This window comes from Aeromonas sp. MR7 (genome assembly GCF_963899385.1).
In the GTDB taxonomy this organism is placed as follows: Bacteria; Pseudomonadota; Gammaproteobacteria; order Enterobacterales; family Aeromonadaceae; genus Aeromonas; species Aeromonas bestiarum.
This window is the reverse complement of record NZ_CAWQXH010000032.1, coordinates 153,436-167,360: the sequence shown is the minus strand read 5'-3', so window position 1 is coordinate 167,360 and position 13,925 is coordinate 153,436. Positions and strand designations below refer to the sequence as shown.

Genomic DNA, 13,925 nt, shown 5'->3' with positions numbered 1-13,925 from the left:
GTAACGATGATGATAAGAAAGTCCTCTGTGGCCAGCCTGCTGGCAGGACTCTGTCTGAGCGGTCAGCTGTGGGCCGCCGCCCTGTATGACATCAATCAGGGATACGGTGGCGGCAGCCAGGTCAGTTTCAACGGCAAGATCTATGAAGCCAAGTGGTACGCCAATCCGGGCCAGAGCCCTGGGCTGCAGGTCGCCAACGAGTGGGACTCTCCGTGGGCCCTGATGGGTGACGGCGAAGCTACCCCGCCCGATGGCGGCGCTGGCATCACGCCTCCGGTGGAGGGGGGCAGCGGTGCCACCGAAGGCTCGCCCGTCTACCTGAGCCAGAGCGAGCTGGACGCCAGGGTGCAGGCGCTCACCGACTTCCCTGCCATGGCGGCAGTCAAGGCCTCCATCGCGACCCGCGACAACGACGTGGTCGAGGCGGTGACCCCAGGGCTGCCGCTCAATCCCGCCAACGTCAAGCGGGTCGAGGGGTTGATCAGCGAGTCGCAGTTCAACTTCCTGTTCCCGCTGCGGGCCCCGGAATACACCTATCGCGGCTTCCTGCAGGCGGTGGCCAAGTTCCCGGCCTTCTGCGGCGACTACAGCGATGGACGCAACGCCGAGGCTATCTGCCGCAAGTCGCTGGCCACCATGTTCGCCCACTTCGCTCAGGAAACCGGCGGTCACGAGAGCTGGCGACCCGAGCCCGAGTGGCGCCAGGGGCTGGTGTGGGTGCGGGAGATGGGCTGGACCGAGCAGATGCGCGGCGGTTACAACGCCGAGTGCCGGCCGGATGTGTGGCAGGGCCAGCAGTGGCCGTGCGGCAAGTTCGAGAACGGCGAGTTCAAGAGCTACTTCGGCCGTGGCGCCAAGCAGCTGTCGTACAACTACAACTACGGTCCCTTCTCAGAGGCCATGTTCGGCACAGTGCGCACCCTGCTGGACAACCCGGAGAAAGTGGCGGACACCTGGCTCAACCTCGCCAGCGCCGTCTTCTTCTTCGTCTATCCACAGCCGCCCAAGCCCTCCATGCTGCACGTGATCGACGGCACCTGGCAGCCCAATGCCCACGACAGGCAGAACGGCCTAGTGCCGGGCTTCGGGGTCACCACCCAGATCATCAACGGCGGGGTGGAGTGCGGCGGCGCGGCCGAGCACGCCCAGTCCCAGAACCGCATCAATTACTACCAGGCCCAGGCCCAGTATCTGGGGGTACCCGTGCCGGCAGACGAGGTGCTCGGTTGCAAGAACATGAAGTACTTTGACGAGGCGGGCGCCGGCGCCCTGCCCATCTATTGGGAGAACGACTGGAGCTATGTGCCGGGCAACCCCAACGGCGGCAAGAGCTACGCCTGCAAGCTGGTGGGCTACCAGACCCGCTTCAGCGCCTTCAAGGCGCGGGACTACAGCCAGTGCGTGCAGCACTTCTTCCCCGAGGTGGTGATCGAGGACAACGGCGGTGGCACCAACCTGCCGCCGGTGGCCAATATCAGCGGCCCGAGCGAGGCGCTGGGCGGTGCCACCGTGCTGCTCTCCGGCCAGGGCTCGAGCGATCCGGAAGGCAAGCCCCTCAGCTACGCCTGGACCCTGCCTGCCGGGGCCAGCGCCTCGGATCTGAGCCAGTCCACCCTGAGTGCCACCCTGCCGGCTACCCCGACCAGCGACACCCGCTACGGCTTCGTGCTCAAGGTGACCGACGAGAAGGGGCTCAGCCGCAGTGCGACCCACGAGATCCTGATCAAGGGCAGCGGCGGTACCACGCCGCCCGATGGCAACCCGCCCTACAAAGCAGGTACTGCCTACAAGGCGGGGGACAAGGTGAGCAATCTGGGGGGCAACTACCAGTGCAAGCCGCACCCCTACACCGGCTGGTGCGCGGGTGCAGCCTGGGCCTATGAGCCCGGCAAGGGCACGGCATGGGGGGATGCCTGGATCAAGCTGTGACGTCTGTATTCGTTCAATAAAAAAGGCCCGTCAGGGCCTTTTTTCATGGGAGGACGTGCCATCAGAGCGGCTTTTGCCACAGGCTCAGCAGCAGATCCTGTTCCAGCTCGTCCGGTCCCTGCTGGGTAAAGGCGTGGCGCTGTTCACCGCTGGCGCGCCAGCCGAGGCGGCTGGTTTCCAGGATGAAGCTGCGCAGGGACTGATCCATGGTCATGGCGAACTGGCAACGCTCCTGACCCAGGGGGGTGAGACCGCCGAGGGTGGGCCAGCTGAGGGGGTGTTCCATGCTCACCGGGTTGAGGCTGACCCTCAGCTGCCACTGGTGGCGCGGGCCCGGTTGCAGGTAGAGCAGGTAACCGCCCGGTGCCAGCCAGCTGACCAGCTGCTCTGTCTTGACCTTGAGGTCGTTGACCAACAGCACTTGGGCCGTACCCGGCAGGATAGGGGCGCGGGCCGGATCGGCGATAACGAACTGAGCTTCCGGCTGCGCCTTGTTGGCGGCGAAGATGGTGTTCTTGGCGATGTCGACGCCGGCAAATTGCCAGCCCGGCAGGCGCTCGGCCAGGGCGCGGCAGTAGTAGCCTTCGCCGCAACCCAGGTGGATCAGCTCGCGGGGGCCGAGCGGGGCGAGCAGGGCCGCCATGGCATCCACCAGCGGCGCCTGGTGACCCTGTTCCAGGAAGTTGCGCTTGGCGCGCATCAGGGCGCGGCTGTCACTGTCCTTGGGGTTCTTCTTGCCGGGAATGAGATCCAGATAGCCTTCCGGAGCCGGATCGAAATGGTGCTTGTTGTCGCAATAGACCCCGCGGGATGCTTCGTGAAGATGCAGGGGACTGCGGCAAAGGGGACATTGAAGATGCATACACACTCGCTTGGTTGAGGCCGGGGAAGGGCGTGCAGGATTATAGGGGAGACGATCAGAAAAGGCTGCCGTGGCAGCCTTTTTTATCCAACGGCCCTGTGCTGAGCCGTCAGGGAACCCTGTCAGCGGGTGCCAAACACCACTATGGTCTTGCCGTGGGCGGAGATCAGCTCCTGCTCTTCGAGCATCTTGAGGATCCGGCCTACGGTTTCGCGGGAGCAGCCAACGATCTGGCCTATCTCCTGACGGGTGATCTTGATCTGCATGCCATCCGGGTGGGTCATGGCATCCGGCTGTTTGGCCAGATTGAGCAGGGTCTGGGCGATCCGGCCGGTGACGTCCAGGAAGGCCAGGTTGCCGACTTTCTGACTGGTGTGCTGCAGTCGAGTCGCCATCTGACCGGAGAGACGCATCAGGATTTCCGGATTGACCTGGATCAGCTGACGGAACTTCTTGTAAGAGATCTCGGCTACTTCACAGGAGCCCTTGGCGCGCACCCAGGCGGAACGCTCCGGATTCTCGCTCTCCTCGAACATGCCCATCTCGCCCAGGAAGTCGCCCTGGTTCAGATAGGAGAGGATCATCTCCTTGCCTTCATCGTCCTTGATCAAGACGGCCACAGTGCCCTTGACGATGTAGTAGAGGGTTTCCGCTTTCTCACCCGCATGGATCAGGGTGCTCTTGGCGGGATACTTATGAATGTGGCAGTGCGACAAGAACCATTCCAGGGTGGGATCGCTTTGCGGTTTGCCAATGACCATGAGAATTCCTCTGTAGTGTCTTTTTATGGACTCGTGCGTCCGGGCAAGCTGCCAACCTTGCCATTCCTTGTATTAGTCGCAGTAGGATAAGAGCCTTTGTCTGTGCTGACAAGGCTTTGAGGGCTTTTGCCAGCTCCCCTTGTTGCCTGCTGCGCTATCCCGCCCATTTTAGGGAAGATGGCGGCATCAGATGTTGATTTTGATCTAGTTCGCCTGCAAGTTCGCGAAAATGGCTGACATGTGCCGCTATAGCTCCGTCTGGGGTATGCTATGTCAGTCAGATCTGTCGTCATTAAGAGGAAATGTGAGATGAAAGCCAAGGTCAGCTGGGTGGAAGGCATGAAGTTTGTCGGCGAGAGTGAGTCCGGTCATCAGGTGACCCTGGACGGCGCCAACCCCGGCGAAGGTGCCAGCCCGATGGAGATGATCCTGCTGGCGGTAGGCGGTTGCAGCTCGATCGACGTGGTCTCCATCCTGGAGAAGGCGCGTCAATCCGTGACCGCTTGCCATGTGGAGCTGGAAGGGCAGCGAGTGGAGTCGGTGCCGCGGGTATTCGAGAAGATCCACCTCAACTTCGTCGTGACCGGCAAGGGGCTGGCGGAGAAACAGGTGGCCCGCGCCGTGGACCTGTCGATGGAAAAGTACTGTTCCGTTTCCCTGATGTTGGAAAAAGCGGTAGAAATTACCCATAGTTATCAAATTCTTGAAGCCTGATAGCCGTGACTCTTCCGATTGAATAACACCATGACATAAGGAAAGTGCAATGAAAAACATGATCGTGTTACTTCCCCTGCTGGGGCTGGCGGCCTGCAGCATGCCGCAACCGACCCAGTACCAGTACAGCCAGTACCAGTGCGGGGAAGAGTTGTTGGCCGTGACCTATGATGCCCAGGCCGACATGGTGCAGTTCCCCTATGCCGGCGTGTATCACAAGCTGGGCCGGGTGGAAGCGGAATCCGGTGCCAAGTATTCCGACGGTGTCACCACCTTCTGGAATCAGGAGAAGCAGGCTCTCCTCACGCAAAAAGGGGTGACCCTGCTGACCTGTCAGCGCAAGTGATCGTCATGGTGTGATCGCAACGGCCTGCTCGCGCAGGCCGTTTTGTTTTATGGGGAAGGGCGTCGTATCAGCGGGTCGGCAGGGCGTTCAGCATCTGGCTGGCCAGTTGCTGGCTCAGCTGGCGGCGTGACGCCTCCGGGATGGCCACGTCGCTGGCGAGGGAGATGGCGCTGCTCCACACCGCCTGCTGGGTGCGCCGGTCGAGCAGCACTATGGCCAGGGTACCCTTGCGATCGCCTGCCTTGGCCTGCAGCCCGGGCGTCATGCCGAGGCGGGCGAAGATCTCGCCATCGCTCAGATCCTTGCTGCCCGCGACGCCGATGGCAACCCAGACATCGGCCTCGGCGAGCGGCACGCTCTGCCAGCCCTTGCTGCCCAGCTCCTGGTTGACCGCCTGCTGCACCGGCTCCAGCCAGCCCTCGGCACTGTCACCCGCATACTGGAACTGCTCGGCCAGCGCATAGCGCGGCGTCGCCCCGAACGGCCAGCTGGCCGCCGGTCGCACCACCATGGTGCCCGACTCGACGGTCGGGGCGGCGGGGCCGCTGCTGCAACCGCCCAGCAGGGCGGCCAATACCACAGAGAGAAACGCTAACCGCATCATAAACTCCTTGGCTCAGGTGATCTTGCCGGTTTCGAGCAGTTGCTGGATCAGCGGGCGCAGGATCAGCTCCATCGCGAAGCCCATCTTGCCACCCGGGACCACTATGGTGTTCATCCGTGACATGAAGGCGCCATCTATCATCGACAGCAGGTAGGGGAAGTCCACCTGCTTGATGCCACGAAACCGTATCACCAGCATACTCTCGTCCAGACTCGGGATCACCTTGGCACTGAAGGGGTTCGAAGTATCCACGGTCGGCACCCGCTGGAAGTTGATGTGGGTGCGGGAAAACTGCGGTGTGATGAAGTTGATGTAGTCGTCCATGGAGCGGACGATCGAATCGGTCACCGCCTCGCGCGAGTGACCCCGCTCCGAGGTGTCGCGAATGAGCTTCTGGATCCACTCCAGGTTGACGATGGGTACCACGCCTATGAGAAAGTCCACGTGGCGGGCCACGTTGTGATCCTCGGTGACCACGCCGCCGTGCAGCCCCTCATAGAACAGCAGGTCTGTGTCGGCTGACAGGTTTTGCCAGGGGGTGAAGGTACCCGGCATCTGGTTGAAGGGCACCGCCTCGTCAAAGCTGTGCAGGTAGCGCCGATACTGGCCGCTGCCGTTCTGGCCGTACTCCTGAAAGAAGCTCTCCAGCAGGCCGAAGTCGTTGGCCTCGGGGCCGAAATAGCTGATGTGGCGCCCCTGTTCGCGCGCCTTTCGGATCGCCACGTCCATTTCCGGTCGGGTGTAGCGATGAAAACTGTCCCCTTCCACCACCGCCGCTTTGTACCCCAGCTGATGAAACATGGAGCGAAAGGCGTTGGTGGAGGTGGAGGTGCCGGCACCGGACGAACCGGTAACCGCAATGATGGGATGCTTGGCCGACATAGAATTCTCTCTTCCTTGGGAGTTCCGTTATAAAGGCATGTTACGAGTGCGGTCAAGTGCGCCGCTTGTCGGTACTGTCTTGCAACAGGCAGCTTGGCGTGACACTTGTTACCGGGTACTCAGTGATGAAGGGGGAGCGCAGGGGGAGTCGCGCCACAAAAAAAAGGGCTGACGATGCAGCCCTGATTGAGATGGCGCAGACGCGCCGCCGTTTCGTGTAGCAATAGCTAGCTGGCGCCTTGCTTGCTCGCCGGCTTTATCCCCACCAGCACGGCCCCCAGCAGGATGAAGATCACCCCCACCGCCTTGCCCGGCTCCAGCGATTCGGCAAAGCTCGGTATGCTGACCGCCAGCAGGTAGACCAGCGCATAGCTGGTGCTGAGCAGGGGATAGGCGATATTGAGCGGGGTGGAGTGCAGCACCGCCAGCCAGCAGAGCAGCGACAGGGCGTAGCAGCCCACCCCGGCGAGGATGACCAGCAGCGGCAGCGGGTGGGCCAGCATGACGGCGAGATCCGCCTGCCAGGCGGGCAACTGGATCACCCCCCACTTCATGCCGAGCTGGGCCAGGGTCACCAGCAGTATGCTGCCGAGCACATAGAGATAGCCCTTGAGTGCGGGCTTCCCCGTCACCTCAGGTGCTTTGCCAACCCCACTCATAGCAAGCCTCCCAGCAAGAGGGCGCCAATGATGATGGCGCCAGCCCCCAGCCAGTTGTGATAGGTGATCTGCTCGTGAAAGAACAGCCGCGAGCCTATCAGCACCAGCACCAGATTGATGCTGAGCATGGGGTAGGCCATGCTCAGCGGCAGCCGCTGCAACAGGTAGATCCAGAGCAGCATGCCGCTGCCGAGGGCCGCCACGCTGGCGATGAGCCAGGGTGACAACAGCTTCTGCCAGTGGCTGCAGGGCTGACGCTGCCAGCTGATGACCGCCTGCTTTTGCAGCATCTGACCGCCGCAGGTCAGCAGGCACACCAGCAGCAGCAGCAGTATGTCCATCACTGGACCCCGTGATAGATCAGCAGGGTCAGCCGATGACTTACGATCGTCTCGTCAGCGGGGGGCACGGGGCCCGTGTTGCCGTCCCGATCCGTCTTCATCAACAGGGCCACCTGACCTTTTTTACGCGCCTCTGCCAGCAAGGCAGGGAAGTCGGCGCGCGCCACGTAGCGCCCCTTGGCATCCGGATAGCCGAGACCGTAATGCACCTCGCCCTTGCTGTCGAACAGGGTGATCTCGCTGCGCCGGGTTTCCCAGGCGAGGGAGGACGCCAGCCCCACATCGTTGGCCAGCAGGGTGCTGGACTGCATCAGCACGGCCTGGTTGGCCTCGATGAAGCGTTCCGGCAGTTTGGAGTCGATCAGGGATTGCGGCAGCGCCCAGGGCAGGCCTATGGCCAGCACCATGGGGCAGAGCGCGCTCAGGGTCCAGCGGTGGCTGACATCCTTCAACTGGATGAAACCAAGCAGAGCCCAGCCGGCGAAGATGACCATGGCCACCGCCAGCGCCCCGTGATCCTCTTCGCCGTAGACGGCGTGGCTGGGGGAGAAGGCCAGCACGGCGAGCACCGCCAGGCAGATGAGGCCGAACAGGCCGTTCAGCCAGGCATTGACCCTGAAAGCTCGCTCTTTACCTTCCTTGAGCAGGTCGACGGCGCTGGCGGCCATCAGCATGGCCAGCGGGGCGAAGCAGGGCAGAATGTAGGTGAGCAGCTTGCCCTTGGCGATGCTGAAGAAGAGGAACGGCAAGATGACCCAGGCCAGCAGATAGAGGGTCTCCGGGCTTATCTTGCGATCCTGCCAGCCCTTGCGCAGAGCACCTGGCAACAGGCCGAGCCAGGGCAGGGTGCCGAGCAGCCCCATGGGCAGGTAGTACCAGAACGGCGCCTTGTGCTGGGCGTTGTCCGCCGCGAAGCGCTGTATGTGTTCAATCCAGAAGAAGTAGTGCCAGTAGTCGGGCTCGCGCAGGTGCACTGCGATGGCCCAGGGGGCGGTCAGCAGGACCGCGCTTAGGATGGCCAGCGGCCCGAAGCGCACCAGCTCGAGCAGACGGCGCTGATAGAGGACATAGGGCACTATGACGATGACGGGCACCGCCAGGGCGATGAAGCCCTTGGTGAGAAAGCCCATGCCGCAGGCGAGGCCGAACAGCAGGTAGCCACCGATCCGGCTGCGCAGCGATCCCTCCTTGCGGATGATGTAGAAGCTGACCATGGCCGCGTTGAGCCAGAGGGTGACCATGGCATCGAGCACGCTGTAGGTGCCTATGCCGTAGACGATCAACAGCGACAGATAGATGAGGCTGGCGAGGAAGGCCTTGCGCCGGCACTGCCACAGCTGCAGCGCGAACCAGAAGATCAGCACGGCGCTCAGGCCGGTGGCGGCGGCCGAGGCGAAACGCACGGCGAAGTTGGTGTCACCGAACAGCTGCTGGCTGATGCTGTTGAACCAGTAGCCGGCGATGGGCTTCTCGAAGTAGCGCAAGCCCAGGAAGTGGGGCACGACCCAGTCTCCTGTGCTCACCATCTCCCGGCTTATCTCGGCGTAGCGGTTCTCGTCGGGGCTCCATAGCGGCCGCTGGTCGAGCGGCAGCAGGTAAAAGAAGAGAAAGAACAGGGGCAGGGCCCACTTGGTCAACGTCATGACATCCTCTGTAGCATTGTGTGGTGAGCGCAATGGTTCATCATGCCGCCCTCAGGGGCCCGATGTGCTGCGTCATGGTTCATCCTGCCACTGTCTGGTGGCCTGACTTGTTGTGTCTGGTCTATGCGTCGGCCTTGCAGCCAAGCCAGCCCTCTCGCCCTGGCAGGGTGCCGCGTACCAGCCGCCCGGCGCCCAGCTGAGCGGGGTCGGATGGTAACAGATCCCCCAGCGGAACAAAGCGGATGCCGCGCGCCCTGGCTTCGCTCAGCAGGGCATCGAACTGATCCGCCATCACGATCCCTTCCACTTCGGCGTGAATGGTGTAGACGTGAGGCGCCACCTGCGGCGGCGTGCAGAGCCTGCCCAGGATGAAAGCGTTGAACTGCGCCGCCGTCACCTCAGGGCCGACCACTTCATCGAAGGTGGGCAGATTGACCGGGATCTGCGGCGTACCGAGCCGCCCGTCCTGCAGCAGGGGCCGAAACAGGCCGCTGCCGCGACAGTCGCTGTTGTAGCGAAAGCCGAAATGTTCCTTGGCCTGGGTGGTGAGCGGGTCTGCCCGCCAGCCGGCGGCGGCGGAGCAGTCCACCTCCCGTCCCAGGATCTGGTTGAGCGCATCCACCCCCAGCCTTGTCTGGTGAATGAGCGTCGCTTCATCCCAGCGGCCCGTATTGGCCTGCCAGCCGTGGTGATCCCAGGCGTGCAGCCCCACCTCGTGGCGGGCGCTGTCGGTGTCGCGCATCAGGGAGCCCAGCTGCTTGCCGATGGACTTGCCGGGCCAGGCGGTGCCGGCCAGCAGTATGTCCAGCCCATAGAGGGATGCTGCGTTGGAGCGCAGCATCTTCAGCAAAAAGCGGGGTTTGAGCAGGCGCCACAGGTGGCGGCCCATGTTGTCGGGGCCGACCGAGAAGAAGAAGCTGGCCTTGACCTGATGCTTGTCGAGCAGTTGCAGCAAGCGGGGAACCCCGTCACGGGTCCCCCTGAAGGTATCAACGTCGATCCGCAGACCCACATCAATCATGCTCGACTCCCGTGGTGACCGCCCCTTGCAGGAAGAAGTCCAGGGTCTTGCCTATGGTCTCTTCCATTTCGATGGTCGGTTCCCAGTCGATCAGGCGGCGGGCATTCTTGATGCTCGGACGACGGTGGGAGACATCCTGATAGCCATCGCCGTAGAAGGACTTGCTCTCCACCATCTTGAAGCCGGCAAACGGCGGGAAGTGGTGGCGCAGCGGGTGAGCCTCGAACTTGGTGAGCAGCACCTCGGCCATCTGCTGGATGCTGGCCTCGTTGTCCGGGCTGCCGATGTTGATGATCTGGCCATCACAGCGGTTGCCCTTGTTCTCTATGATGCGGAACAGGGCCTCGATGCCGTCCTCTATGTCGGTGAAGCAGCGCTTCTGGGCGCCGCCATCCACCAGCTGGATCGGGGTGCCGTCCACCAGGTTCAGGATCAGCTGGGTGATAGCGCGGGAGCTGCCGATGCGGGCGGAGTCCAGGCTGTCGAGGCGCGGGCCCATCCAGTTGAAGGGACGGAACAGCGTGAAGCTGAGCCCCTCTTTCTTGCCATAGGCCCAGATCACCCGATCCAGTAGCTGCTTGGAGACGGAGTAGATCCAGCGCTGCTTGTTGATGGGGCCGACGATGAGGCGGGATTCGTCTTCATCGAAGCTGTGATCGTCGCACATCCCGTACACCTCGGAGGTGGAGGGGAATATGATGCGCTTGTTGTACTTCACGCAGTAGCGAACGATCTTGAGGTTCTCTTCAAAATCGAGCTCGAACACGCGCAGCGGGTTGCGGGTGTATTCGATGGGGGTGGCGATGGCCACCAGCGGCAGGATCACGTCGCACTTCTTGATGTGATACTCGATCCACTCGGTGTGGATGCTGATGTCCCCTTCCACGAAATGGAAGTTGGGGTGGCCGATGAAGCGCTCCAGTGCGCTGGCGCCTATATCCAGCCCATAGACCTCGTAACGGCCATCCTTGAGCAGGCGCTCGGTCAGGTGGTTGCCGATGAAGCCGTTGACCCCGAGGATCAGCACCCGGGTCAGGCGCTCCTTGCGCAGGGCATTGCTGGCCTTGGGGCCGAGCCGCATGCCGGCCACCAGACCCAGCTCACGGGCCAGCTGGGCGCCACGCACATAGAGGCCGCCTTCCGCCTGGCCGGCCACGATTTCCAGCACCCCTTCACCGCAGGCGATGCGCAGCGGATCCTGGCTGAGGATGGTGCCGGGCAGCTTGTCGCTGGTCTGCTCGAGATGATTTGCCTTCCACACCGTCAGCTTGCGATCGCCGGCGAAGCTGAAGGCGCCCGGATAGGGCTGGGTCACTGCGCGCACCAGGTTGTAGAGCGTCCGGGCCGGGTTATCCCAGTGCAGCTCGCCATCGGCCGGGGTGCGGCGGCCATAGTAGCTGGCCTTGCTCTCATCCTGCGGGGTGAGCGAGATGTCGCCGGCGCGCAGTTTCGGCAGCTCGGCCTCCAGCAAGGTCCTGGCGGCGAGGCGTACCTTGCCGTGCAGGGTCAGCGCAGTGTCGGCGTCTTTTATCTCGACGGCCTGCTGGGCGACGATGGCGCCGGCATCGGGTCGTGCCGTCATCTGGTGCAGCGTGATGCCGGTTTCGGTCTCGCCGTTGACCAGACACCAGTTGATGGGCGCGCGGCCGCGGTAGGCGGGCAGCAGGGAACCGTGCAGATTGAAGGCACCGACGGTCGGAATGTCCAGGATCGCCTGCTTGAGCATGTTGCGATAGTAGAAGGAGAAGAGGGCCTGGGGCGCCAGCTCCTTGATGCGCTCGACCCAGAGCGGATGGTTGACATCCTCGGGGGAGTAGACCGGCAGATCGTGCTCGGCGCAGAGCTGGGCGACCGAGCCGAAGAAGCGGTTCTCGCCGGGATCGTCGGCGTGGGTGAAGACGGCCTGGATCTCGTAGCCTGCCTCGAGCAGGGCCTCGATACCGGTACAACCGATATCGTGATAAGCAAAGACGACAACTTTCATTATTCAGCTTCCTGTTGCGAAGGAGTGGAGGCGGTACGCACGACCTGATGGATGAAGTAGCGGGGACGGGCGCGCACGTCTGTGTACATGCGGCCTATGTATTCCCCCAGCAGCCCCATGCCCAGCAGCTGTACGCCGACGAAGGTGAAGAGAATGGCAAAGAGCGTGAAGACGCCATCGGCGGCCCAGTCTGCGCCCATCACGAAGCGCATCAGGATCAGCAGGATGGAGAAGGTGAAACCTATGCCCGCCACCACGCTGCCGACTATGCTGAGCAGCCGCAGGGGGGTGGTGGTCATGCAGGTGACCAGGTCATACATCAGGTTGATGAGGTGCATCAGGCCGTATTTGGATTCGCCGTGGGCCCGCTCGGCATGGCCGACTTCCAGTTCTATGGTGCGGCGGGCGAAGCTGTTGGCCAGGATGGGGATGAAGGTGCTGCGCTCCTGGCAGCAGAGCATGGCGTCTATGATGTGGCGGCGGTAGGCCCGCAGCATGCAGCCGTAGTCGCTCATGTGCACGCCGGTGGCTCTTTGCACCGATTTGTTGATGAGGCGGGAGGCGGTCTTGCGGAACCAGGAGTCCTGGCGGTTGCGACGCACAGTGCCCACCACGTCATAACCCTGCATGGCGGCCTCCACCAGACGGGGGATCTCCTCCGGCGGGTTCTGCAGATCCGCATCCAGGGTGATCACCAGATCCCCCTTGGCGGTCTCGAAGCCGGCCATGATGGCGGCATGCTGGCCATAGTTGCGATTGAGCAGCACCCCGACCAGCTTGCTGCCGTCTTTGGCGGCGGCCTCGCTGATGATCTCGGTGGAGCCGTCGTGGCTGCCGTCATCGATCAGGATCACCTCGTAATCCTGGGGCAGGAGCTCGCAGGCTGCCGTGACCCGGCTCAGCAGCACGGGCAGGCTGGCCTCCTCGTTGTAGACGGGGATTATCACCGAAACCAGCTTGATGTCTGTGTTGTTCACGTGTCGTTACTCCAATATGTCGATGAGTGCCGCGACCACACGGTCAACGTCGGCCAGCGTCATGTCCGGGAAGAGTGGCAGGGTGCACAGGCGCGATGAGTTCCACTCGGTATGAGGCAGGCGGAGCGTCGGGTAGCGCTCGCGGTAGTATTTCTGGGTATGGGCGGCCCTAAAGTGCAGCCCTGTGCCTATGCCGCGCTCCTGCAGCGCCTGCATCAGCCGATCCCGGTCCAGACCACAGCGCTCGGGGTCGACCCGTACCATGAACAGGTGCCAGGCGTGCAGATGGGAATAGGCGGGTACGGCGAGCGGCATCAGCGGCAGGCCGGCCAGTTTTTCCTGATAGCGGGCCACCAGCTCGGCCCGTCTGGCATTGAGCTCGGGCAGGCGCGCCAGCTGCACCAGGGCGATGGCGGCGTTGATGTCGGCCAGGTTGTACTTGAAGCCCGGGGTGATCACTTCCGCCTGCGGCTTGCGGCCCAGGCTCATGCGATCGAAGGCATCCACCCCCAGCCCGTGAAACTTCAGCATGCGGGCCTTGTCCGCCAATTCCTTGTCATCGGTCACCAGCATGCCCCCTTCGGCGCAGGTCAGGTTCTTGATGGCATGGAAGGAGAAGATGGCGGTGCCGGTGGCGCCAATCCAGCGATCCCGGTAGCGGGTGCCAACCGCGTGGGCCGCATCTTCGATGACGTGGATGCCGTGCTGGCGTGCCAGGTCGAGGATAGGGTCCAGATCGACGGGGGCACCGGCGTAGTGGACCGGTATGATGGCTTTGGTCTTGGACGTGATGAGCGGCGCTATCAGTTCGGCGCTGGTCATCAGCGTGTCCCTGTCCACGTCGACGAAGACGGGCTCGGCGCCGAGCAGGGTGATGATGTTGATGGTGGAGACCCAGGTCTGGGAGGGGGTGATCACCTCATCCCCCGGGCCTATCCCCAGCGCCATCAGGGTGACGTGCATGCCGGCGGTGGCAGAGCAGAGCGCGACCGCATGCTGGCAGCCGAATGTGTCACAGAATTGCTGCTCCAGCTCGTGATTCTTCGGGCCGGTAGTGATCCAGCCCGATTTCAGCACCTCACAGACAGCACTTATCTCGGCATCGCCGATGGCGGGCCTCGAAAATGGCAGAAAATCTTGCATAAGCGATCCAACAATGAATATTAATCAGTGCCCAGCAGGCGGGGCAGCCCTCAAAATGA

Annotated in this window: 14 protein-coding genes; 3 read left to right on the top strand and 11 right to left on the bottom strand. The window is 62.9% G+C overall.

Annotation, left to right across the window (positions count from 1 at the left end):
- Positions 1-6 precede the first annotated feature (6 nt).
- Positions 7-1,929 (top strand): glycoside hydrolase family 19 protein, encoded by a 1,923-nt coding sequence (locus AACW87_RS15385; RefSeq protein ID WP_277606796.1) that lies wholly within the window; start codon positions 7-9, stop codon positions 1,927-1,929.
- 61 nt (positions 1,930-1,990) lie between these two features.
- Here the strand turns inward: AACW87_RS15385 and AACW87_RS15380 are convergent, their stop codons facing one another.
- A complete protein-coding gene (locus AACW87_RS15380) occupies positions 1,991-2,791 on the bottom strand; it encodes a putative RNA methyltransferase (protein WP_043554673.1) in 801 nt (266 codons plus the stop codon).
- A gap of 122 nt (positions 2,792-2,913) precedes the next feature.
- Positions 2,914-3,552 (bottom strand): cAMP-activated global transcriptional regulator CRP, encoded by a 639-nt coding sequence (gene crp / locus AACW87_RS15375; RefSeq protein ID WP_042870085.1) that lies wholly within the window; start codon positions 3,550-3,552, stop codon positions 2,914-2,916.
- Between the two features lie 309 nt (positions 3,553-3,861).
- Between crp and AACW87_RS15370 the strand changes: the two genes are divergently transcribed.
- Both AACW87_RS15370 and AACW87_RS15365 read left to right on the top strand, forming a co-directional pair.
- A complete protein-coding gene (locus AACW87_RS15370) occupies positions 3,862-4,266 on the top strand; it encodes an OsmC family protein (RefSeq protein ID WP_005311765.1) in 405 nt (134 codons plus the stop codon).
- A gap of 49 nt (positions 4,267-4,315) precedes the next feature.
- Complete coding sequence (locus tag AACW87_RS15365) at positions 4,316-4,612, top strand: MliC family protein (protein WP_042870087.1); 297 nt, start codon at positions 4,316-4,318, stop codon at positions 4,610-4,612.
- A 67-nt stretch (positions 4,613-4,679) separates the two neighbouring features.
- Here AACW87_RS15365 and AACW87_RS15360 read toward each other — a convergent pair whose 3' ends face one another.
- The 9 genes from AACW87_RS15360 to arnB all read right to left on the bottom strand — a co-directional run bounded on the left by AACW87_RS15360 (position 4,680) and on the right by arnB (position 13,866).
- Entirely contained in the window at positions 4,680-5,213 is a 534-nt protein-coding gene (locus AACW87_RS15360; protein ID WP_043135095.1) for a DUF4136 domain-containing protein, read from the bottom strand.
- A gap of 15 nt (positions 5,214-5,228) precedes the next feature.
- A complete protein-coding gene (locus tag AACW87_RS15355; RefSeq protein WP_042870090.1) occupies positions 5,229-6,098 on the bottom strand; it encodes a phosphoribulokinase in 870 nt (289 codons plus the stop codon).
- A 227-nt stretch (positions 6,099-6,325) separates the two neighbouring features.
- Positions 6,326-6,757: a 4-amino-4-deoxy-L-arabinose-phosphoundecaprenol flippase subunit ArnF gene (arnF, locus tag AACW87_RS15350; RefSeq protein WP_241325456.1), complete on the bottom strand. Its 432-nt coding sequence runs from the start codon at positions 6,755-6,757 to the stop codon at positions 6,326-6,328.
- Positions 6,754-7,098, bottom strand: a complete 345-nt coding sequence (locus AACW87_RS15345; RefSeq protein WP_043135091.1) for an EamA family transporter — start codon at positions 7,096-7,098, stop codon at positions 6,754-6,756. Before AACW87_RS15345 ends, arnF begins: the two co-directional genes overlap by 4 nt.
- Positions 7,098-8,741 (bottom strand): lipid IV(A) 4-amino-4-deoxy-L-arabinosyltransferase, encoded by a 1,644-nt coding sequence (arnT, locus tag AACW87_RS15340; protein ID WP_241325454.1) that lies wholly within the window; start codon positions 8,739-8,741, stop codon positions 7,098-7,100. The genes AACW87_RS15345 and arnT overlap by 1 nt, the downstream gene beginning before the upstream one ends.
- Positions 8,742-8,862: 121 nt before the next feature.
- Positions 8,863-9,762 (bottom strand): 4-deoxy-4-formamido-L-arabinose-phosphoundecaprenol deformylase, encoded by a 900-nt coding sequence (gene arnD / locus AACW87_RS15335; protein WP_241325452.1) that lies wholly within the window; start codon positions 9,760-9,762, stop codon positions 8,863-8,865.
- Positions 9,755-11,746 carry a bifunctional UDP-4-amino-4-deoxy-L-arabinose formyltransferase/UDP-glucuronic acid oxidase ArnA gene (gene arnA / locus AACW87_RS15330; RefSeq protein WP_241325450.1) on the bottom strand — a complete coding sequence of 664 codons (1,992 nt, stop codon included), beginning with the start codon at positions 11,744-11,746 and terminating at the stop codon, positions 9,755-9,757. Before arnA ends, arnD begins: the two co-directional genes overlap by 8 nt.
- Positions 11,746-12,723, bottom strand: coding sequence for an undecaprenyl-phosphate 4-deoxy-4-formamido-L-arabinose transferase (gene arnC, locus AACW87_RS15325; protein WP_043135086.1), 978 nt, complete (start codon positions 12,721-12,723; stop codon positions 11,746-11,748). The genes arnA and arnC overlap by 1 nt, the downstream gene beginning before the upstream one ends.
- Before the next feature lie 6 nt (positions 12,724-12,729).
- A complete protein-coding gene (gene arnB / locus AACW87_RS15320) occupies positions 12,730-13,866 on the bottom strand; it encodes a UDP-4-amino-4-deoxy-L-arabinose aminotransferase (RefSeq protein WP_241325449.1) in 1,137 nt (378 codons plus the stop codon).
- Positions 13,867-13,925 lie beyond the last annotated feature (59 nt).